Genomic DNA, 20,586 nt, shown 5'->3' with positions numbered 1-20,586 from the left:
CGCGTGACTCAGGCTCACAACCCGGGACTATAACACTGAATTCATTTCCCCTAAAAGATTAGTAGGTGAATCGTGATAGCTATTAGAGGCTGGCTTCATAAATCAGCCGCTCGCTCCCGATTAACGGGAAGCGGTGTCCCAGCGGCCAACTCGCATCAGAGGCCTTGAAGGCGGCATCTCCTTGTTTTTAATGCATGATCGCGCAGCTGTGATCCTGTACGTCTTCCCCGCCCATGCCGGGCAGCGCCACGTCCGTCAACACGATAAAGCCGGGGCCATCGGCGAAATTGGCGCCGGTCACCACGAGATTGTGATCGCCCATTTCCTTTGCAGGGTGCTTCAATGTTTTGGCGAGAGCCAGGAACGGATTGAAATCGCCCAATGTCTCGCCCTTGACACGGATCGCCGCGAACTTATGGCCGGCAATCGCATCGGGAAGGGGCGCCCAGTCCGTTCCGATCTTGTCGGCGTCCGCCTTCAGGGCGGCCCGTGCATCGGCGCTCAAACAATCGATATGGATATGCAGCTGGTTCTGCGAGCGGGCCTGCAGCGCGTTGACAGCGAGGCTCATGCCATCGCGCGGGACGGGGCGCGGCAGGCGAGAATCGACATCGCCCTGTTCGGCCCAGGCATCGGCAAAGAAGTTAGGCGTCGCCGGATCGAGAAGATCGGCACTTTCGATTCCGGTGATCTTATCGGTCGGAATCAGGAGAAATTGCGCAACCCCCCGCAGATCCTTCAGCATTGCGTAATGCTCGGCCGTGTTCACCGAAAGGCAGGGCGCAGTCTGCACGACGCATTTGTCATGCACGATCTTCCACAGCACGTCGGAATCGGCAAAGGCCGGTGCGAAAAGGAAGGGAAGAAATGATGCGGCAAGAGCGGCAACGCGGCGAGAGAAAGTCATGGCGTGAAATTTCCCTGGTTCAAACAATTCGGCATTTTTCCAAATTTCGGACGGCTTAGCATAGGCCTATTAGGCCGATGTGACGGCTTGACGGCCGTTGCGCGTCAAATCAGGACCGCATCCCACTGCATATCTGTTCCGCTTCATCCTCACGTAAGGCCGCCCATTAATCCTCTATCCGTCTTCAGCCATCGGCGTCGACGGAGATAAAGGGGCGAAAGAATCCAGTCGGCTGCAGGATCGAACTGGCGATATTGGCGACGATCTGGCCCGGCGCTTCGCTTTTCGCCCTGGCCTCCTTCCAGGCCGGATCAGCCAGGAATTCCGCCCATTTCCGCTCGCGCTCCTCCAGCGATTGCCATTCGAGGAAATAGATGAGGTCGTTGCTGGAGGGCCCGACCATCGTCGTCCAGAAACCGAGGGGACGGATGCCGAGCCGGTCCCAGATCGCCAGCGTCGCCATTTCGAAACGCTCCTGGAGCGCTGGCAGCTTGCCGGGCAAGCAAGTATAGATGCGCATTTCATGGATCATAGAAAATCCTCGTTGAGTGAATTCGGAACAGGCCGGGGCCGTCCCTCAGGGGCCAATTTGAAATAGCTGAGCGATAACAGTAGGCTGTGATTCCTTTTAGTGGTGAATCGAAATGTGTTCCCATGATCTGGATTACTATTGCTCAATTTGAGCATAACAGAGATGCGCTTTATTTTTCAAGTGAGTTGATGGACCGGGAGGGGCGTTGATCGATCCCCTTATCCCACCGGCACCCAGTGGGGCAACCGAGGACAAACAGCAGAGGCTCTTTCGGCCCACCTCCCGCCTATCCTTCATCTCGATCGGTCCAAGTCGCCCGAATGTCGGGGCTTGACGAAAACAAACGAGGCGGTACTTTAAACGGAGGCGCCTCCGTTTATAGGTGGCGTTCCGCGTCTAATTCCGATGAGCCGGCTATTGTGAGGACATGCTGGCAATTCGCCTTCCTGAAAAATCATAGAGCAACCGGTAGACCAACGAACAAACTCTACTAGTTTTCGTAGGTCTCATTTTCATGACGATGGCAGGAGCCTTATCATGACACGAACCATCCATATCGCACTCGACATCAATGGGCAGCGCCGCGAGCTTGACCTCGAACCGCGCGTCACCCTGCTCGATGCACTGCGTGAACACCTCTCGCTCACGGGCACCAAAAAGGGCTGCGATCAGGGCCAGTGCGGCGCCTGTACCTGCCATGTCGACGGCAAGCGCGTGCTCTCCTGTCTGACGCTGGCTGCGCAGGTGGAAGGCCGCGAGATTACGACCATCGAGGGGTTGGCCGGAGACGCGGGGGATCTGCATCCGGTGCAGGCTGCGTTCATCGAACACGACGCCTTCCAGTGCGGCTATTGCACGCCGGGCCAGATCATGTCGGCGGTTGCCTGCATTCGCGAGGGACATGCCGGTTCCGACGCCGAGATTCGCGAATATATGTCCGGCAATCTCTGTCGGTGCGGGGCCTATAACAACATCGTTGCGGCCGTGCGCCAGGCGGCGGAGGTGGCATGATGCGAAACTTTTCCTATCTGCGCGCCACATCTGCGGCCGAAGCCGGCCAGGCGGCGCAACAGGCCGGCGCGATGATCCTTGCCGGCGGCACGACGCTGCTCGATCTCGCCAAATGCGGGGTGAGCGAGCCTGACGCAGTCATCGACGTCACCCATATTTCCGGCATGAGCGGCATTGCGGTCGATGCGGCCGGTGCCAGGATTGGCGCGCTTGCCAGAATGAGCGAGGTCGCCGACCATGAGGCTATCCGCACAGCATTTCCGGCGGTCTCGGAATCGCTGGCATTGGCCGCGTCCGCCCAGCTCCGAAACATGGCAACGATCGGCGGCAATCTTCTGCAACGAACGCGCTGTCCCTACTTCCGCGATCCGGGCACCTTTTCCGCCTGCAACAAGCGCAAGCCCGGTTCCGGCTGCGCGGCGATCGGCGGTATCACGCGCAACCACGCCGTGCTCGGAACGAGCCAGGCATGCATCGCGTCCTATCCAGGCGATTTGGCGGTCGCTCTGGCCGCATTCGACGCCGTGGTGGAGACGGATAGCCGCAAGGTCACCGTCGACGATTTCTTCCTTCCGCCCGGCGATACGCCGGACAAGGAAACCGTCCTGAAGCGCGGCGAAATCATCACTACCGTCACTATTCCTGCCTCCGCCGCGGCCCGGAACTCCACCTACCTCAAGATCCGCGATCGGCAATCCTATGAATTTGCTGCTGCGAGTGCCGCAGTCGGTCTGGAGCTTGAATCCGACGGCAGGACGATCCGCGATATCCGCGTGGCAATTGGCGGCGTCGCCACCAAGCCCTGGCGGGCGCATGTCGTCGAGCAGGCGCTGATCGGTAAGGCTCTTGATGCTGAACTCGTGGAGAAGGCCAGCCGTCTCGCGATGGAGGGCGCCGTCGCGCATGGCGGCAACCGTTACAAGATCGAACTCGCGCCGCGCGTCATCGCCCGCGCCATTCTGAAGATGGGAGGTCTTGCATGACCATGATGGAACCCCGCAAACATGGCGATGCTTCCGATGGTACGGTCGGCGGTCGTCAGTCGCGCTTCGAAGGCAATATGAAGGTGACGGGAACGGCGACCTATGCGCTGGAATATCCTGTCGAGAACCTCGCTTACGCCGTCCTTGTCCAGAGCACGATCCCGGCCGGGCGTGTCGTCAAAGTCGACATGTCGGCCGCACTCGCAATGCCGGGCGTACTTCTGGTGCTGACGCCGGAGGACGACCTCGGCCTTAAGCTCGGCGCCGACTGGGGCGGCAACAAGCCCGTTGAAGGTCCCTATTATCCGCTGCCGCGCAAGGTGCAGTTCAACGGTCAGTCGATCGCCGCCGTGGTCGCTGAAAGCCGCGAGCAGGCAACGGAGGCGGCTGGGCTGATCCACATTACCTACGAAGAGAGCGAGCACGTCGCCGATCTCAACGATCCGAATGCCGGCGAAGGCAAGCTGATGGAGCCGCTCTCGGTTGCCTGGGGCGATGCCGAGGCAGCACTTGCCGCATCCCCCGTTAGGATCGAAGCGGAATATTCGACGCCGCGCGAATATCACGTCGCGATGGAGCCGCATGGTTTGACGGCGAAGTGGGATGGCGACCAACTGACGATCTGGGAGCCGAGCCAATGGTCGCATGGCATGGCGCGCATGTATTCCGAATGGTTCGACATGCCCTATGAGAATGTCCGCATTATCTCGCCTTTCATCGGCGGCGGCTTCGGATCGAAAGGGATGCCGCTTGCCTATGGCGCGGTTGCCGTCGCGGCGGCAAGAAAGCTAGGCCGGCCGGTGAAACTTGCGGTCACCCGCCCGCAGAATTTCACCAGCTATGGCGGGCGCGCCGCGACCAGGCAGAAAATCGCGCTCGGCGCGACGAAGGATGGCATCCTGCAGGCGATCGTCCATCGCGGTGCCAGCGAAACCTCGCTCGATGCCGACTGGCCGGAGCAGACGGGGGCGGCAACCTCGATCCTTTACAAGGTCGAGAATTTCTCCTCGCAGCATCGTGTCGTGCCGGTCAACAGCGTGACGCCCGGCGCCTTGCGCGGTCCGGGCAAGAACCCGAGCGCCTACGGCATCGAATGCGCGATCGAGGAACTGGCCTACAAGCTCGGCATGGATCCGCTCGAGCTCAGGCTGAAGAACTATGCCGATCACGATTACCAGTCCGGCAAACCATGGTCGACGCGCCGGCTGCGCGAAGCCTTGACCGAGGGTGCTGAAGCCTTCGGCTGGTCGAAGCGCAGCCACGCGCCGCGCTCGATGCGAGATGGCAAGACGCTGGTCGGCTGGGGCATTGGCTGCGGCACCTTCCCCGTCATCCGGGCACCGAGCGAGGCAATGATCCGTATTCTCGCGAACGGCCGGGTCGAGGTCGTCAGTGGCGCCATCGACATGGGGCAGGGCACCTATACGATCCTTGCCCAGAGTGCCGCTGAGGTCTTCGGCATTCCTGTGGATCAGGTCGAGGTCTATCTCGGCGACTCACGGCTACCGGGTTCGGCGATCGCCGGCGGCTCGATGCTGGCCGGATCGATCATGGGAGCCGTCCATAAGGCTGCGGTCGCGGCGCGCGACGAGCTCATCGGCCTTGCACTCAGCGATGCCAACTCGCCCTTCCGCGATACGGGCGCGAATACGCTGAATTTCGCCGAAGGGCGCATCGTGGCACCGCGCGGCGAGACGCCATCGCTGACGCTTGCCGAACTGATGTCCGCACTGAAACGTGAGGAGATCGAAGTCCGGCGCAATACCCTGCCTGACGGTACAAACGCACAGGAGCAGCTTCAGGCCTGGACCACCATGGCTAGAGTTCAAGGGCCGACCATGGGCGACTATTCGATGCATAGCTGGTGCGCCCATTTTGCCGAAGTTCGGGTCGACGAGGATTTCGGCACGGTGCGCGTCTCCCGCATGGTCTCCGCCTTCGACTGCGGCCGGCTCTATAATCCGCGGCTGGTCGAAAGCCAGTGGCGCGGCGGCATCATCATGGGCATCGGCCAGGCACTTCTCGAAGAAGGGCTTATCGATCAGCGCAACGGGCGCACCATCAACAACAATGTCGGCGATTACCTCGTGCCGACGAATTCCGACATCCCGGATATCCAGGTGATCTCCGTCGGCGTGCCGGATTTCAACGCCTCGGCGCTTGGCGGCAAGGGCGTCGGCGAGGTGGGCATCGTCGGTGTGGCGCCGGCGATTGCCAATGCCGTGTTCCATGCCACCGGCAAGCGCGTTCGCGACCTGCCGATCACATTGGAAAAGCTGCTCTAAGGGCAGAAGGTTCGAGCCGCATTGCGCAAAGCGTGCGGCTCGAATTTTTCGAGGTTGAGCCAGTTCCGATTTGAGCGAACGAGCGGCCGCAGATTTTCCTGCAATCTTACCAGGACGTGGGAACGACTCTGGCGCATTCTCGATGCGCTCAGTCAGCACCCTGGAAAAAACTTCTCCTCTCTCGTCGATAAAAAATATGGATTGGCTTCTCATCGATAGCCTCTCTGCCATTCTGTGCCCCGAGCGAGGGTGACCACAGCAAGGCCAGAGCCGAAGCTGTGTTGTCCGCGTCGCTACCTCGCATAATTTGATCGACAGGAAGACAATTCATGACCTACCGCCCCGATCCGGAACGCTATGACTCGGCCCATTTCCGCCGCGTCGGTCGAAGCGGCCTCAAATTGCCCGCCATCTCTTTCGGCCTCTGGCACAATTTCGGCGATACGACGCCTCTCGATACGCAAAGGTCGATCCTGTTCAAGGCGTTCGATCTCGGCATCACGCACTTCGATCTCGCTAACAATTACGGCCCGCCTGCGGGAAGCGCAGAGATCAATTTCGGTCATATCCTGAGACAGGATCTGGCCGCTTATCGCGACGAGCTGATCATCTCCTCCAAGGCAGGCTGGGACATGTGGCCGGGTCCCTATGGCCGTGGCGGCGGATCGAAGCAGGCGCTGCTTGCCAGCCTTGACCAGAGCCTGACCCGGCTTGGCGTCGACTATGTCGATATCTTTTATTCCCATCGCTTCGATGCGGAGACGCCGCTGGAAGAAACGGCCGACGCACTTGCCCAGGCGGTCCGGCAGGGCAAGGCGCTTTATGTCGGCGTATCGTCTTATTCCGGCAACAAGACGCGCGAAATCGCAGCACTCCTGAAGGAACGTCAGGTGCCGCTCCTGATCAATCAGCCGGCCTATAATCTCTTCAATCGCTGGGTCGAGAAGGATTTGCTTGCCGCCTCGGACGAAGTCGGAGCCGGTATCATCGCCTTCACGCCGCTCGCTCAGGGCCTGCTCACCAACAAGTATCTCAACGGCGTTCCGGAGGATGCCCGCGTCAATCGGCCGGGTGGGGACTTCCTGCGCCCTGAGCATTTGAAAGAGGAGAATATCGATCGCGCCCGGGCGCTCAACGAGATCGCCAAGCGTCGCGGCCAGTCGCTGGCCCAGCTTGCCATCGCTTGGGTTCTCAGGGATCCACGGGTGACGTCGGCCCTGATTGGTGCAAGCTCGGCACGTCAGGTCGAGGAAAACGTGGCCGCCCTGAACGATCTCACATTCAGCCCGGAGGAGCTCGCCGAGATCGATCGTTATGCCGTCGAAGGCGGTATCAATCTTTGGGAAAAGCCCTCGCACGACGAGGCCGTCTGATACGACGGCAGCATCTGCCCGAGATGTCGGGCAGATTGCCTTGCGATGAATAGCAGGCTGAGGGCAGGCTGTTCCTCAGCCGCCATATTCGATGATCTCAAGTCCGGCATTGTAATCCGTCGCATAGATCAGGCCATTGGCGTCAACGAAGACGTCGGCGGACTGGATGACCTTCGGCCGGCCGGGACGGCGGTCGGTCATGACAGTCGGCCCCGCCGGCACGAGAGCGCCGGTTTCGACAGGATGATAGGGGTCGGAAATGTCGAAGGCGCGAATGCCGGCATTCTGCCAAGTCGCAAAGATCAGGGTTTCGGAGACGAACGAGCCGGGCCGGTTTTCATGCAGATTGTGCGGTCCGAAATGACCGCCCTTCTTCGCGTAATCTATTTCGGCCGGGATCGGGAAGGTCGAGACGCTGATCGGATTTTCGGGCACGCGGATGTCGAAGACCCAGGTATGCTTGCGGCCGTCTTCCTCCTTGTCCAGCACGGCTTCATCCGCAACGACAAGAAGATCGCGGCCGGGAAGCGGCAGCGGCGAATGCGTGCCGCCGCCATAGGGCGGGCACCAGTTATGGTGCTTGATGAGCCGGGGGGCGGAATGATCCTTGACGTCGAGAAGCGTCAATCCGCCGTCGCGCCAGCAGGCATAGGCGGTGTCGCCATGGACAAGTGCATGGTGCAGGGCATAACGCTTACCTTCGCCCCAATCCGGCGTTTCTCCCGCCGCCTTGTTCATGCCGGGAAGCCACCACCGGCCGACAAGTTCGGGCCTGGTTGGATCGGCCATGTCGATAGTGACGAAGATATAGTCGGTAAAGCCGTCGAGCAGCGCCGAGGCATAGGCATAGCGGCCGCCGACATACCACAGCCTATGAAAGCCGACGCCTTCGACATCCAACTGGCCGATCTTGCGCGGACGGTTGGGAATGGAGATATCGAACACGCTCATGCCCGCGGTCCAGGCGCGCTCACGTTTTCTGGAGGCGACTGTCTCGCCGACGGATTGCGTGTAATAGGCCTTCTCGTCCGTGAAGGTTTCCACGTCGGCAAAGAGGTCGAGCGCGTTGATGACCAGCAGCAGGTCGTCATGCGTCTGCAGATGGATGTTCCAGGTATTTGCCGGCGCCGGCACGTAATTGACCGTCTGCGGGTTCTTCGGGTCGCGCACGTCGACGATCGAGAGGCCCTGCGACCAGGGATGGGCGACATAGGCGTAGCCTCGATGAACCATCAGCTGCAAGCCATCGCCGCGGCCGCCGATATCGCTATGGCCGATCAGTTTCATGTTGCGGGCAAAGTCGGGTTCAGGCAGATCGGTCGATGCCATGGGACGTCTCACGCTCAGGGGAATGAAAAGGGCCGCCCGTAGGGGCGGCGCCTGTGAAAGCAATTGATAAGGCTCAGTTCTTAGCCGCCGGAATCCAGCTGGCTGTTGCGGCATCGCTCTTCAGGAAGGCCGGGAATTTCTGCTGCAGTTCTTCGATCGTGCCGATCTTGTTGTTGATGAGATCGTCACGCGTGATGAGCGTCGGCTGCAGAAGAACGGAGCGGCCCGGGGACTGGCCGGCAATGGCAAGCGAAACGGCGCGAACGGAAACTTCGCCGACGACGGCAGCGTTCGTGGCAGCGGTAGCGACCCAGGCGCTGTCCGGCTCGACCATCAGCTGGATATCGGCAGTCGAGGTGTCGACACCATAGATCTTCACCTGGCCGGAAAGGCCGAGCTCGTCGATGGCGAGCTTCACGCCCTTGGCAAACTCATCCCACGGCGTAAAGATCACCGAAATATCCGGATTGGCGCGCAGGACGGCCTTGGTCTGGTCGGCCACGGAAGCAGGCACGGTGTCATTGACCACGCCCCAGACGGCCTTTTCCTTCAGATTGTGCTTGACAATGAAATCCTTCCACACCGCATAGCGGCGGTCGAGCGGCGCAAAACCGGCAACGTAGACGGCACCGCCGGTGAACCCGTCACCCTTATCCTTCACGGCCTGGTCAAGCACGAGCTTGGCCATATCCCTGTCGCTCTGTTCGATCTGCGGAATTTGCGGATCGTCGAGGTTGACGTCATAGGCGACGACCTTGATGCCTTTGTCGAGCGCCTTCTGCGCGACATCCTTCAGGACTTCGGGGCGGCCATTGTTGATGATGATGCCGTCGACACCGAGATTGATCGCCTGCTCGACGAGATTGCGCTGCGTGTCGTTGTCATTGCGGGCCTGGGAGACGGTGAGGTTGACGCCAAGCGCATCCGCCTGCCGCTTGACACCGGCCTCGAAGGCCTGCAGCCAGTCGCCGCTGCCCAGGAAGCTGACGACAGCAATATTGACGGTCCTCTTGTCGAAGGGAGCGGGCGCGCCGCTGAGGCCTGCCGCCGATGCCGAGGTCATGAAAAGCGAGCCGGCGACAATGGCCGAAGCGATGGCTTTGAATAATTTGATCATTGAAAATCCATTGAGTGTCGAGTTGGGACGGATGCCGGGATCACGCCTTGCTGCGGCTGATCCCATAGGTAAGTGCAAGCGCACCGACGAGAACGGCGCCCTTGATGAAGTCCTGCGTGTAATAGGGCGCATTCAGCATCGTCAGCCCGTTCAGAAGCACGCCGACGAAGACGGCGCCGATCGTCGTGCCGAGAACGTTGGGGCGGCGCAGTCCCAGCACGGCAAAGCCAATGAGCGAGGCTGCCACGGAATCCATCAGCAGCGAGGCGCCGGAGGAGACGTCGCCACGTCCGACACGGGCAGCGACGATGATGCCGCCAAGCGAGGCGAGAGTGCCCGAAAGCACGTAGGCAAAGGTCTTCAGGCGGGCGATATTGGCGCCGGCGAGCCTGGTCGCGGCTTCATTGCCGCCGGTCGCATAGAGAAGGCGGCCAAGGCGTGTGCGCTCCGTGAGGACGTAGAGCACGAAGGCGACGATCAGCATGAGGATGACGGGGAAGGGAATGGTGCCGAACAGGCTCGACCGTCCGATCGTCAGGAAGGCAGGGTCAACCTTGCCGGTTGCCGTCGTTCCATCGGGAAGAATGAGGCCGACGGAGATAGAGCGCCCGGCGGTTGGGATCAGCTGCAGCCCGGTCAAAAGAAACATGGTCGCGAGCGTGGCGAGCAGATCCGGTACCTTCAGGCGAACGATCAGCAAGGCATTGACGAGCCCGACGATCGCGCCGAAAGCGAGCACCAGCGGCACCGTCTCGTAGGCGTTGAGATTGAGCACGATCATGGCATAGCTCGCCGCCATGACACTCGAGGCGGCGACCGCACCGACGGAAAGATCGAAGCCGCCGATGGCAAGCGTCACCGTAACGCCCGCGCCGATGATGGCGACCACCGAAACCGCCTGCAGGATGCTCATCAGATTGTTGATATTGATGAAGGCCGGCTGGGCGAGGCTGAAGATGATGACGAGGGCAAGGAGGAGGAAAAATACAGCCCCCCGCCGTACGAATTCACGTGGCGATATCGCGCCGTCTACTGCCTTTCCCTCGGGGATCTGGATGGTTCCTTCACTCATCAGGCATATTCCTCGTTCTGCCGATCGCCGTCACTTGCGTGAGCGACCTCTTTCAGTGTGTGATGCTCCATCAGCACCACCCGGTCGGCGACTTCGAGCGCCTCTTCCGGATCGGATGTGGCAATCAGGGTGGCGCGATCGCTATGGGCGCGGATGGCGGCGATAATGTCCTGGCGGGCACCGACATCGACACCCTGGAAGGGTTCGTCGAGCAGCAGCAGGCGGCTCGGCTCCGCCTCCCAGCGCGCGAGCACGACCTTTTGCTGATTGCCGCCGGAAAGCGACCAGACGGATGCGTCGGGACCAGACGCCTTGATGCCGAGGCGCCGAATGGCCTTTTCGCCCTCACGAGTCTCTCGCCCCGAAAACAGGAAACCCGATGGATACCATTGCTTCAGGTGCGGCAGGCTGATCGTGGAGGCGATGCTTTCGCCCGGCCAGTCCAGCGGCATCAGCGAGGAGCGATGCCGATCGGCGGCAGCCATGACGACGCCGCGCGCGATCGCCTCTGCGGGCGAGGCGGGCTCAAAGGGGGCGCCATCGAGCAGCGCGTTGCCGGCAGCGAAGCGTTCGAGGCCGAAAAGGGCCGAGAGAAGCCGGCTTTTGCCGGCGCCGAGAACGCCGGTAATCGCTACGACTTCGCCGGCATGAAGCTTGAGATCGATCGGCGGGCTGCCGGCAAGCAGCCGCACGCCCTGAAGCTCCAGCACGGTTTGGTCGAACCGTTCGCGGCGATGCGGACGAGCGGCCGTCATCGATCGTCCGATCATGGTTTCGATGGCAGCGTTAAAATCGATGGGGCGTGTAAAGTCACCGACATTGCGGCCGCCGCGCAGGACGACTACGCGGTCGGCCAGCGCATCGAGATCGGCGGTTCGATGCGAGATATAGAGAATGCCGAGGCCGCGCGCTTTCAGTTGGCGAACGATATCGTAAAGGCGCCCTGTCTCGCGTGCGGAAAGGCTTGCCGTCGGCTCGTCCAGGATCAGAAGCTGCGCCTTGTTCGAGAGGGCTCGCGCAATGGCAACCATCTGCCGGTCCGCCGTACCGAGGTCGCCGAAATCCCGATCGAGCGGCAGGTCGAAACCGGCTTCCGAAAGGATGGTCGCCGCCTTTCGCCGCACCGTACGCTTCGACAGGAAGAAGGGCTGTCGTCCATCGACGAATTGATTGAGCAGAAGGGCATCTGCCATCGAAAGGCCCGCCACGCCGACGACGTCAGTGGATTGGTGCACGGTGACGATGCCTTGGGCTACGGCCTCGGCTGGACTGTCGGCGTGATAATCATTGCCGTTCCACAAGATCCTGCCTGAATCGGCGCGGTGAATGCCCGACAGGATTTTCACCAAAGTCGATTTCCCAGCGCCGTTGGCTCCCATCAGCGCGACGACTTCGCCGCTGTCGATGGTGAGCGACGCGCCCGCCAGGGCCTGCGTCGAGCCGAAGGCAAGCGAGAGATTTTGAATATCCAGCAAGGTCATGCGTGCAGGCTCGATGATTGTCTGCGACAGCAGTAAGCCACTGCCGCCCAATCACAAGGATCGGCCTTGCTTTGTTGATTTATTCTATAGAATAAATTTTCATTTGGTTTTGCTTAGGTTTACTGGTGATCTCCGTGGGTTGGGAATGAGATCAATCAAACAATATGCCGCTCTGCAGCGCGTGAGTTTAATTTGTCCGAAATGCCAAGGGAGCTGAAAAACCCTTCCTTTAGTCTACTAATTTTATAGACAATATAAAAGCTCGGATATCGCGAATTTCCGTAGTCGTGACGGCATTGGTTTCGCCATTCGGATATATGCGCCAGGAGTTTTTATGGACACAGTTCTTTACCTTGCATCCCTTGCGGCCCGACCGAGCTTCGCTGCAAGCCGACGCATTTGGCCGATCCTGCAACATGTCCTGGCAGGCCTCATGGTGCTCTTTTCCCTCTTGCTATTGCTGCACGCTTTTTGCGGTGCCTGAACGCGCGTCGATCAAGGCCTCCCAAGGCAAGCGAAGAAAAGCCCGGCCCGCAACAGCGCAGGCCGGGCTTTCCAGCGTTACTTGATGGCGTTGAGATCGATACCCTTGGTTTCGCGAACGAAGATAAGGCCGATGACGAGCGTCATCGCAGCGATCGCGATCGGGTACCACAGGCCGTAATAGATGTCGCCCGTTGCGGCACTCATGGCGAAGACCGTTGCCGGCAGCAGGCCGCCGAACCAGCCATTGCCGATATGATAGGGCAGCGACATGCCGGTATAGCGGATGCGGGTCGGGAACATCTCCACCAGGATCGCGGCAATCGGGCCGTAGACCATCGTCACATAAATGACGAGGATCGTCAGGATCAGGATGGTCAAAGGCCAATTGATGGCCGAGGGATCGGCAACCATCTTGAAGGCGCCGCCGTTGGCGATGGTGTAGACCGGCATCTCTGTCGCGCCGCCAGCTTGATCCGCCGTCAGCAGTTTCGCTTTGATGAGATCGGCAACCGGGGTCACCGTCTTATCGCCCGCTCGCACGGTTGCGGCGTTCAGCCCGAGTTCCGGGTTGGCGGCGATGAAGGCATCGAGCTTGGCGTCGGGAACCTTGGCGGCGTCGCGCGCCAGCGGGAAGCCGGCCTTCTGCAAGGCAAGGTTCATGTCATGCGTGAATGCCGCGCTCTTCGCTGCTGCTCCGGCACCTGCCGCCGTTGCGTCATAGGAGGTTATGGTCGCGTCGCCGACCTTGATCGTCGCCGGCTGACCGGCTGGACCTTCGACAATCGTATAGGGCACGGAAGATTTCGCCAGGAAGGACGTGGCGATATCGCACGAATTGTTGAACTTGGCGGTTCCTACGGGATTGAACTGGAATGTGCAATCGCCGGGAGCTGCCGTCACCGTGGCGTGGACCGTCTGTTCCGCTTGGGCGAGGGCGGGGTTTGCGGCGTTGGTCAGCGCCTTGAACAGCGGGAAATAGGTGAGGATCGCCAGCGCAAGGCCCGCCATGATGATCGGCTTGCGGCCGATCTTGTCGGACAGCCAGCCGAAGAACACGAAGAAGCCGCTCCCGATCAGAAGCGCGATCGCGATCATGATGTTGACCGATTGGCCGTCGACCTTCAGCACGTTCTGCAGAAAGAACAGCGAGTAGAACTGGCCGGCATACCAGACGACCGCCTGGCCGGCAGTGAGGCCGAGCAGGGCGATGAGGGCGATTTTTGCGTTCTTCCATTGGCCGAAGGCTTCGGAAAGCGGCGCTTTGGAGCCCTTGCCCTCTTCCTTCATCTTCTTGAAGGCCGGCGATTCGCTGAGCGAGAGCCGAATCCAGACGGAGATGGCGAGCAGCAGGCAGGAGAGAAGGAAGGGAATGCGCCAGCCCCAGGCCGCGAAAGCCTCCTTGCCGAGGGCATTCTGGACAATCAGGATGACGATCAGCGACAGGAACAGACCGAGCGTTGCCGTCGTCTGGATCCACGACGTGTAGTAGCCGCGCCTGTTGTCGGGCGCATGCTCGGCGACATAGGTGGCGGCACCACCATACTCGCCGCCAAGCGCCAGGCCCTGCAGCAGGCGCAGGATGATCAGGATGACGGGAGCGGCGATGCCCCAGCTTGCCGAGCCGGGCAGAACGCCGACCAGGAAGGTCGAGAAACCCATGATCAGGATGGTGACGAGGAAGGTATATTTGCGTCCCACGAGGTCGCCGATGCGTCCAAAGACCAGGGCGCCGAATGGCCGGACGAGAAAGCCCGCGGCGAAAGCCAGCAAAGCGAAGATATTGCGGGTCGCCTCCGGATAATCGCTGAAGAAGGTTGCGCCGATGAAAGCGGCCAGCGACCCATAGAGATAGAAGTCGTACCATTCGAACACTGTGCCGAGCGAAGAGGCGAAGATGACCTTCTTCTCTTCCCTGGTCATGCCTCGACCGTTCGTCTCGGCCACGGACGTGGATGCCATGAATCAATCCTCCCAATTGCACCAGGGACATGGTCAAAAGACCCGTGTCATGTCCCCCATAATGACATTACGCAGGACTTTCCTGCCGATGGGCGCGGAAAGTCGCGCCAGTGGGTGCTCTCCCGATTTCCTCCCCCGGGAGATCACGCACCTGATGCATTTGCGAGTGTTGGCTAAAAATTGAAAATTGCAATGCCTGCAACCGCTGTCGCTATGGAAAACTGTGCGTAAAGCATCAAGAAATACGAATATATCGCTACGGGGCGCTAATACGGCGTACTCGCGGCACGGGGCCGGCGCCAGGAAGACTGGCATCAGCCGTATCTGAAATGTGCCGCGTGCCGGAGGTCACAGGTCCGCGTCTGCGCCGCTCTGGGCCTGTCTCACGCCGGCTGCAGCCGCAGGCGCCGGATCGGCGGAAAGGCAAGGGCGATACCGGCGGCCCCCAGACCGACCATGGACGAACCGATGAACAGCCACGAATAATTGGCGAAGCTGTCGAATATCCAGCCGCCGATCAGCGGCCCGGCCGCCATGCCGATGCTCGAAAGCATCGATGCCGCGCCGAAGACGGTGCCGATGACACGCGGCCCGAAATATTCGCGGGCAAGCACCGCATAAAGCGGCATGACGCCGCCATAGGCGCTGCCGAAAACGATCGCCAGTGCATAGAATTCGCCGAGTTCGCTGACCAGCAGATAGGTGGCAAGTGCTGCCGCCTGTACCAGCAGACCGGCGATCAGCACCGGTTTGACGCCGAGCCTGTCGGCAAGCGTACCATAGAGCAGGCGGCCGCCGAGCCCGGCAAGTCCCTCGACGCTGTAGATGCTGACGGCAGCCATAGGGCCTACGCCGCAGATCGTGGCGTAGCTGACCATATGGAAGATCGGTCCGGAATGGGCCGCGCAGCAGGCAAAGAAGGTGGCGCCAAGGACGATGAATTGCGGCGAGCGGAAGATCTGGCCGAGCGGCACGCTCTTCTCCTCCGCCTGCCCACCCCAGCCGGAGGTCTCCGCCAGAACGGACGCGCGCCGCACCAGCAGGGCAGCCGGGATCAGAAGCACCCACGCCATGAGACCGATGACAAGCATAGCGAAGCGCCAGTCATAGGCGGAAATAAGGTAACGGGCGAAAGGCGATACCGTCATCGGCGCGACGCCCATGCCGGCCGACACCAGCGACACCGCCAGGCCTCTTCCCTTGTCGAACCATGCGGTTGTCGCCGCGATCATGGGCGCGAAAAAGGCGCTGGCGGCGAGGCCGACGAGAATGCCGTAAGTCAGCTGGAATTGCAGGAGCGAGCCGGCGCGGCTCGCCAGGACCAGTGCAAGCCCGAGCAGCAGCGCACCGATCGTCACCACGATGCGGATGCCGAAGCGGTCACTTGCCGCACCCCAGGCGAAGGCGCCCAAGCCCATGGTCAGGAAATTCAACGTCATGGCGGCGGCGATGCCGGCATGCGACCAGCCCGTGTCGGCGGCAATCGGCACCTGAAAGATCGCTAAGGAAAACATCGCGCCGAGCGCAACACAGGTCATCAGCGCACCGGCACCGACGATTACCCAACGATAGGACGAATTCATTTCGCAGCTCCTTCCAGCCCGGTTCGGCGCGAGAGATCGGATAATATCCTTTCTCACCATGTCTGGAATAAAGACGATTGCGTCGGGACGATTTCGACATTGCCGCCGGAAAAATTTTCATCGGCTGCGCGGGCGATACGTTTGAAAGTCTGGCGGCCAGATCGCCCACAGGGCGCGTGTGCCCCGGCGTGAGGAATCCTCGGTAGCTTTAAGCGGTAGGGTGATACCTCTCCTTGAGGGGAGAGGTCGCCGCGTAGCGGCGGGTGGGGGTGACAATTGCTTGGCTGCAAAGGTTGCGGCGATCACCCCACCCCGGAGCTATGCTCCGACCTCCCCCACAAGGGCAGGGTGAAAATCAGTGTACCGGAGCAACCAGCGAGAAGAACGCGCCTTGCGGGTCGGTGGCCTGGACGATCCAGCCCCATGTCGAAATCGGACCTAGGTTCCCCACCGAACATCTCGCAGACGCGATGGCCCTGTCAGACATCGGTGTCGTTCCGCAGTCATGAGGACGCCGATCTGTCGGCATCGCGTTGCAACCGCTGTCGGCACGTCGGCACCCGGAATTTAATCTTGAGCTCATATACGGCTGCTAAAACAGCCGCCTCGATGCTGGAAGACCCTGCTTCGCAGCCGAAGGCGAGCTCAAGCAGCTACAAATGATTTACAGCCTCAAAGCAATACCGAACCAGATCTTTACGTCATGGAGCGGCATATTCAATGGCTCATATCGTCATCATTAATCCGCGTTTCGAAACCTCCTATTGGGGTATGGAACACGCGCTTCCGCTGTTCGATGTGAAGGCCAACCTGCCCGTTGCCTGTCTGCCGCTGCTTGCGGCGCTAACGCCCGCGGAACATACCGTTATACTCTTGGACGAGAATATCGAACCGATCGACTACGACCTTTGCGAGAAAGCCGACATCGTTGCGCTGACGGGCATGATCGTCCAGCGCTTCCGGATGACGGAAATCCTGATCGAGCTCAAACGACGCAATTGCTTCACCGTCGTCGGCGGACCTTGGGTTACGGTCAAGGAAGACTATTTCGGCGATCTCGTCGATGTCTCCTTCATCGGCGAAGCGGAGGAAACCTGGCCGAAATTCCTGCGCGAATGGCGGCAGGACAACCATGCGCGGCGCTACGAACAGTCCGACAGAACGGATATGAGCAAGGTGCCGGTGCCGCGCTTCGACCTCCTGAAGATGCATGAATATGCCGTCGGCAGCATCCAGTTCTCGCGCGGCTGTCCCTTCACCTGCGATTTCTGCGATATCATCGTGGTCTTCGGCCGCAAGCCGCGCATCAAGACCAGCGCCCAGGTCATCGCCGAGATGGAGGCTCTGCTGGCCGCTGGAATGGATACGGCCTTCATCGTCGACGACAATCTGATCGGTAACAAGAAGGCGATCAAGGAGGTTTTGCGCGATGTCGTCGCCTGGCAGGAAAGACGTCATTATCCGATGACGTTCCTCACCGAAGCGTCGATCGATCTGGCTGACGATGCGGAGCTGATGCAGCTGATGGTCGATGCCAATATCCGCGTCGTCTTCATCGGCATCGAAACACCGAACGAGGAGGCGTTGCGGGAAACAAAGAAGCTGCAGAACCTGCGCAAGGGCGGCACCATGCTGGAAAAGATCCACGCGATCCAGCAGACCGGCATGGAAGTGTGGTGCGGCATGATCCTCGGCTTCGACAGCGACGATGCGACTATTTTCGATGCGCAGCGCGTCTTCATCAAGGATGCGCGCATCGTCAACGCCATGATCGGCATGCTGGCGGCGATTCCGAAGACGCCGCTCTACACGCGTCTTGCCAAGGAGGGGAGGCTCGATCACGATGATCCGCCCGCCTTCGGCACCAACGTCATTCCGCTCAATCTTTCGCGTGAAACGCTGCGGGATGGATATCTTTCCGTCCTTAGCGATCTGCATCAACCGACGGCTTACTTCGACCGGCTGGATGCGCTTTACATCGATGCTCATATCGAACCGGAAAGCACCCGCTTACGGCACCTTCGTCGCCATCCTTTGCGGCTGCTGGTTCTCAACGCAACATGGGCGATGGAGGCGGCTGGAATTTTCGTTCGCCTGATGCGTGGTGTGAAGGAAGCGGATCTGCGCGCCGTCTATCGCCGGCGGCTTCTCAATCTGCTGCGGCATCGCCGCTCTCCGATCATCCTGCAAATCTACGCGATCAAGTGTGCCATGCACTACCATGCCCATATCATGGTCCAGCAGATGCGCACCGGCGGTGGCATCGTCAACTCATTCTAGCGACGCTTCGGCGAAGAGCTTCATTGCAACGAAGCCTGTTTTGTTGTTGCGCCGGCGCAACACCAGGCGTGAGATTCCTGCAATTCGAAATTGTGGGGTTGCCGTTTTTCCGATCTCGCGTATTATATACCCATCCGCAAATCAAACAGAGGAGGCGTGACATGCATCATACACGAATGTTTACATACGTCTCCGGCGGAATGCTCGTTGCTGGCTTGGTATGCACCATGCCAACCACACGACGAGCTTTTATTTAAAGCCAATAAAGGCTTTATCTACCGCCGTTTAGGCACTTTTCCCATAACTGCATCGTGACCTGCCCAGGGAATGAATCCGCGCATGTTTTGCGCGCTTGCTCCTGAAGCCGGTCAAGCTTCAAGAGGACCTGGCTGCGTAATTGCGCCAGGAAGGACGATGACGCATTCACAATTTTTAGTTGCTGACAGTTTGACGGCGACGATCGACGAACTATGCCAGAAATTCGGTGTCTGGAGGACCGCAAGGGCTCTGCTGCTTGTCGTCTGGAGGCAGCGGCAAACGCGCATGCAGGTGTCCGAACTATCGAATCATCAGCTTCGTGACATTGGTCTGCCGGAGCGGGAGGACACTCCGAGCCAGTTCAATTCCCTGGCGCTACACCTGCGCCGCTTCGGTTAGGCCGAAAAGGATGGGCATGAGCGCTTCATCCCATTCCGCCGATCGATTCCGGCCCGGAAATAGCCTTGACCGACAACGTCCAGGGTATGAAACGCATGATCGGCGGCGCAGACCCGAATGGTTCTGTACGCCGCCGGTTACCATAAAAATGGCTTCACCGCCATCAGCGGGGGATGGCAATCGATGGTCTCCCCTGCTGTGGCGCGAACGATGACCGTTGACATATCGCTCTGTTCGATCGTGGACGGAGTGCAGGTCATCGCGCAGGAAGCAGCGACATTCGCCGCTTTGGCAGCCATCATCCTGGTCTATCTTCTGCTCGTTGCTTTATTCCGTCTTCGCCGGCCAAGCCGCACGCGGTTTAGCCAATTGCCATGCCTTCGGGTTACACGGTCAGGACCGCATATATGACGCCGCCGTTTTCACCGCGCGTGACCGAAACATCCGTGACCGGGTGCTTGACCTTGTCGATGATCGACTGCACATCCTCATTCGTTCGCCAGATCAACGGCCAATTCATGAAGGTTTCCATGTAGCCTTCGACGCCGATATCCTTTGCGAAATTCGCGAGAAGGAACTTGCCACCTGGCTTCAGCATCTGCAGGCAGCGCTCCGTCAGCCGAACGGCGACGCTTTCGGCAAGATAATCGTAAAGACCGGCTGCATAGATGAAATCGAACGTGCCAAGCTTCTGCGCGCGCCCGAGAATGGTGCGGACAGAGCCGTTGATCGCTTCGATGCAGCTGCCATGGAAGGCCGAACTCACGGTACCGACGCTGACGGGATCCTGATCGAGCGCGATCCAGCGCTTGAGCCTGCCGCTTTGCAGAGCCTGGGAGCGCTCCGCTTCACGAAGGTGGCCAGCCGCAATCGCCAGGATTTCGGCCTTGTCGTTCTTTTCGGCCACCGCATCGACATGCGCCGCCAGAAGATCACGCCTCTCCCGCACGGCAACGGCGGACGCGGCTTGCCGGGTAAAATCGTAAACTTCGGCGCCCAGCGCCGAGGCTTCCTTCACCTGTTCGGCGACGGCCGGATGTTCATAAATGAAGTCCAGCAGATAGGCATCGCCGCTATAGCCGCGCGGCTTTTCGAAGGACCATCGGGTCAGAGGGTCCTGAAGCAGGAAGGACGAAACTGGATGCGTCTGCGCAGTGGCGGTGAGATGCGTCCAGGTCCGGGGCGTCACCTTGTTCTTCAACGCCTGCAGGCGCTCCGTCAGGGCTTTCATGATGCCCTGAACCGGTGCACTGGCTTCAAATGCCTGCTGTGCCAAAGAGAGAATAAGGGCAAGTTCGGCCTCGCCCTCTTTAATTTGCTCGGTTGTAAGACTGTTACTCGATGATCTCGTATGTTTCGAGATGGATTGCGCGGTAACGAGGCTATAGCCATCAAGAGCAGTTTGAAATTGTTTCAATTTTAAACGAGTCCGTGAACACTCCGCAAACCATATCTCAGATAAAAAATGAGCGCTATGGTTTTGTTAATGTCACTGCGGCAACGCTGTCGTTATCAAACGGATCAAATTAGC

16 protein-coding genes are annotated in these 20,586 nt (G+C 60.0%); 6 read left to right on the top strand and 10 right to left on the bottom strand.

What is annotated here, in order from left to right; translation table 11 throughout:
• Positions 1 to 187: 187 nt before the first annotated feature.
• The gene (locus tag DQ393_RS14570; RefSeq protein WP_112342470.1) at positions 188 to 907 is read right to left on the bottom strand and encodes a CDP-diacylglycerol diphosphatase; all 720 of its coding nucleotides are present in this window, start codon (positions 905 to 907) and stop codon (positions 188 to 190) included.
• Positions 908 to 1,091: 184 nt separating this feature from the next.
• On the bottom strand, positions 1,092 to 1,439 hold the full coding sequence (locus DQ393_RS14565) for an NIPSNAP family protein (RefSeq protein ID WP_112342469.1): 348 nt from the start codon (positions 1,437 to 1,439) through the stop codon (positions 1,092 to 1,094).
• A 537-nt stretch (positions 1,440 to 1,976) separates the two neighbouring features.
• Between DQ393_RS14565 and DQ393_RS14560 the strand changes: the two genes are divergently transcribed.
• The 4 genes from DQ393_RS14560 to mgrA all read left to right on the top strand — a co-directional run bounded on the left by DQ393_RS14560 (position 1,977) and on the right by mgrA (position 7,091).
• The gene (locus tag DQ393_RS14560; protein ID WP_112342468.1) at positions 1,977 to 2,450 is read left to right on the top strand and encodes a (2Fe-2S)-binding protein; all 474 of its coding nucleotides are present in this window, start codon (positions 1,977 to 1,979) and stop codon (positions 2,448 to 2,450) included.
• Positions 2,450 to 3,433 carry an FAD binding domain-containing protein gene (locus DQ393_RS14555; protein WP_112342512.1) on the top strand — a complete coding sequence of 328 codons (984 nt, stop codon included), beginning with the start codon at positions 2,450 to 2,452 and terminating at the stop codon, positions 3,431 to 3,433. Before DQ393_RS14560 ends, DQ393_RS14555 begins: the two co-directional genes overlap by 1 nt.
• Positions 3,430 to 5,718: a xanthine dehydrogenase family protein molybdopterin-binding subunit gene (locus DQ393_RS14550; RefSeq protein WP_112342467.1), complete on the top strand. Its 2,289-nt coding sequence runs from the start codon at positions 3,430 to 3,432 to the stop codon at positions 5,716 to 5,718. The genes DQ393_RS14555 and DQ393_RS14550 overlap by 4 nt, the downstream gene beginning before the upstream one ends.
• Positions 5,719 to 6,047: 329 nt before the next feature.
• The gene (gene mgrA, locus DQ393_RS14545; RefSeq protein ID WP_112342466.1) at positions 6,048 to 7,091 is read left to right on the top strand and encodes an L-glyceraldehyde 3-phosphate reductase; all 1,044 of its coding nucleotides are present in this window, start codon (positions 6,048 to 6,050) and stop codon (positions 7,089 to 7,091) included.
• Between the two features lie 75 nt (positions 7,092 to 7,166).
• Here the strand turns inward: mgrA and DQ393_RS14540 are convergent, their stop codons facing one another.
• The 6 genes from DQ393_RS14540 to DQ393_RS14515 all read right to left on the bottom strand — a co-directional run bounded on the left by DQ393_RS14540 (position 7,167) and on the right by DQ393_RS14515 (position 16,118).
• Entirely contained in the window at positions 7,167 to 8,420 is a 1,254-nt protein-coding gene (locus tag DQ393_RS14540; protein ID WP_112342465.1) for an LVIVD repeat-containing protein, read from the bottom strand.
• Positions 8,421 to 8,493: 73 nt separating this feature from the next.
• Positions 8,494 to 9,537 (bottom strand): substrate-binding domain-containing protein, encoded by a 1,044-nt coding sequence (locus tag DQ393_RS14535; protein ID WP_112342464.1) that lies wholly within the window; start codon positions 9,535 to 9,537, stop codon positions 8,494 to 8,496.
• 40 nt (positions 9,538 to 9,577) lie between these two features.
• Positions 9,578 to 10,609: an ABC transporter permease gene (locus DQ393_RS14530; RefSeq protein WP_112342463.1), complete on the bottom strand. Its 1,032-nt coding sequence runs from the start codon at positions 10,607 to 10,609 to the stop codon at positions 9,578 to 9,580.
• A complete protein-coding gene (locus tag DQ393_RS14525; RefSeq protein WP_112342511.1) occupies positions 10,609 to 12,090 on the bottom strand; it encodes a sugar ABC transporter ATP-binding protein in 1,482 nt (493 codons plus the stop codon). The genes DQ393_RS14530 and DQ393_RS14525 overlap by 1 nt, the downstream gene beginning before the upstream one ends.
• A gap of 561 nt (positions 12,091 to 12,651) precedes the next feature.
• The gene (locus DQ393_RS14520; RefSeq protein ID WP_112342462.1) at positions 12,652 to 14,535 is read right to left on the bottom strand and encodes an MFS transporter; all 1,884 of its coding nucleotides are present in this window, start codon (positions 14,533 to 14,535) and stop codon (positions 12,652 to 12,654) included.
• Between the two features lie 383 nt (positions 14,536 to 14,918).
• Positions 14,919 to 16,118 carry an MFS transporter gene (locus DQ393_RS14515; protein WP_112342461.1) on the bottom strand — a complete coding sequence of 400 codons (1,200 nt, stop codon included), beginning with the start codon at positions 16,116 to 16,118 and terminating at the stop codon, positions 14,919 to 14,921.
• Between the two features lie 720 nt (positions 16,119 to 16,838).
• Between DQ393_RS14515 and DQ393_RS14510 the strand changes: the two genes are divergently transcribed.
• Complete coding sequence (locus DQ393_RS14510; protein WP_112342460.1) at positions 16,839 to 18,398, top strand: DUF4070 domain-containing protein; 1,560 nt, start codon at positions 16,839 to 16,841, stop codon at positions 18,396 to 18,398.
• A 414-nt stretch (positions 18,399 to 18,812) separates the two neighbouring features.
• A complete protein-coding gene (locus DQ393_RS14505) occupies positions 18,813 to 19,055 on the top strand; it encodes a DUF1127 domain-containing protein (protein WP_112342459.1) in 243 nt (80 codons plus the stop codon).
• 137 nt (positions 19,056 to 19,192) lie between these two features.
• On the opposite strand, the gene DQ393_RS33435 is transcribed toward DQ393_RS14505, so the two are convergent.
• The gene (locus DQ393_RS33435; RefSeq protein WP_162736959.1) at positions 19,193 to 19,357 is read right to left on the bottom strand and encodes a hypothetical protein; all 165 of its coding nucleotides are present in this window, start codon (positions 19,355 to 19,357) and stop codon (positions 19,193 to 19,195) included.
• An 83-nt stretch (positions 19,358 to 19,440) separates the two neighbouring features.
• Positions 19,441 to 20,472 carry a class I SAM-dependent methyltransferase gene (locus DQ393_RS14500; RefSeq protein WP_112342458.1) on the bottom strand — a complete coding sequence of 344 codons (1,032 nt, stop codon included), beginning with the start codon at positions 20,470 to 20,472 and terminating at the stop codon, positions 19,441 to 19,443.
• Positions 20,473 to 20,586: the final 114 nt, after the last annotated feature.

Source organism: Martinezella tropici, assembly GCF_003287875.1.
Lineage (GTDB): Bacteria > Pseudomonadota > Alphaproteobacteria > Rhizobiales > Rhizobiaceae > Rhizobium > Rhizobium tropici_C.
Note: the sequence above shows the minus strand (reverse complement) of the source record. Positions and strands in the feature narration are given on the sequence as shown.

Bases quoted from the DNA above. Each gene is read 5' to 3' on its own strand.
- DQ393_RS33435 (WP_162736959.1), bottom strand. From the start codon at position 19,357: ATGATGGCTGCCAAAGCGGCGAATGTCGCTGCTTCCTGCGCGATGACC.
- DQ393_RS14565 (WP_112342469.1), bottom strand. From the start codon at position 1,439: ATGATCCATGAAATGCGCATCTATACTTGCTTGCCCGGCAAGCTGCCA.
- DQ393_RS14515 (WP_112342461.1), bottom strand. From the start codon at position 16,118: ATGAATTCGTCCTATCGTTGGGTAATCGTCGGTGCCGGTGCGCTGATG.
- mgrA (WP_112342466.1), top strand. From the start codon at position 6,048: ATGACCTACCGCCCCGATCCGGAACGCTATGACTCGGCCCATTTCCGC.
- DQ393_RS14570 (WP_112342470.1), bottom strand. From the start codon at position 907: ATGACTTTCTCTCGCCGCGTTGCCGCTCTTGCCGCATCATTTCTTCCC.
- DQ393_RS14560 (WP_112342468.1), top strand. From the start codon at position 1,977: ATGACACGAACCATCCATATCGCACTCGACATCAATGGGCAGCGCCGC.
- DQ393_RS14510 (WP_112342460.1), top strand. From the start codon at position 16,839: ATGGCTCATATCGTCATCATTAATCCGCGTTTCGAAACCTCCTATTGG.
- DQ393_RS14525 (WP_112342511.1), bottom strand. From the start codon at position 12,090: ATGACCTTGCTGGATATTCAAAATCTCTCGCTTGCCTTCGGCTCGACG.
- DQ393_RS14540 (WP_112342465.1), bottom strand. From the start codon at position 8,420: ATGGCATCGACCGATCTGCCTGAACCCGACTTTGCCCGCAACATGAAA.
- DQ393_RS14520 (WP_112342462.1), bottom strand. From the start codon at position 14,535: ATGGCATCCACGTCCGTGGCCGAGACGAACGGTCGAGGCATGACCAGG.
- DQ393_RS14555 (WP_112342512.1), top strand. From the start codon at position 2,450: ATGCGAAACTTTTCCTATCTGCGCGCCACATCTGCGGCCGAAGCCGGC.
- DQ393_RS14505 (WP_112342459.1), top strand. From the start codon at position 18,813: ATGACGCATTCACAATTTTTAGTTGCTGACAGTTTGACGGCGACGATC.
- DQ393_RS14530 (WP_112342463.1), bottom strand. From the start codon at position 10,609: ATGAGTGAAGGAACCATCCAGATCCCCGAGGGAAAGGCAGTAGACGGC.
- DQ393_RS14535 (WP_112342464.1), bottom strand. From the start codon at position 9,537: ATGATCAAATTATTCAAAGCCATCGCTTCGGCCATTGTCGCCGGCTCG.
- DQ393_RS14550 (WP_112342467.1), top strand. From the start codon at position 3,430: ATGACCATGATGGAACCCCGCAAACATGGCGATGCTTCCGATGGTACG.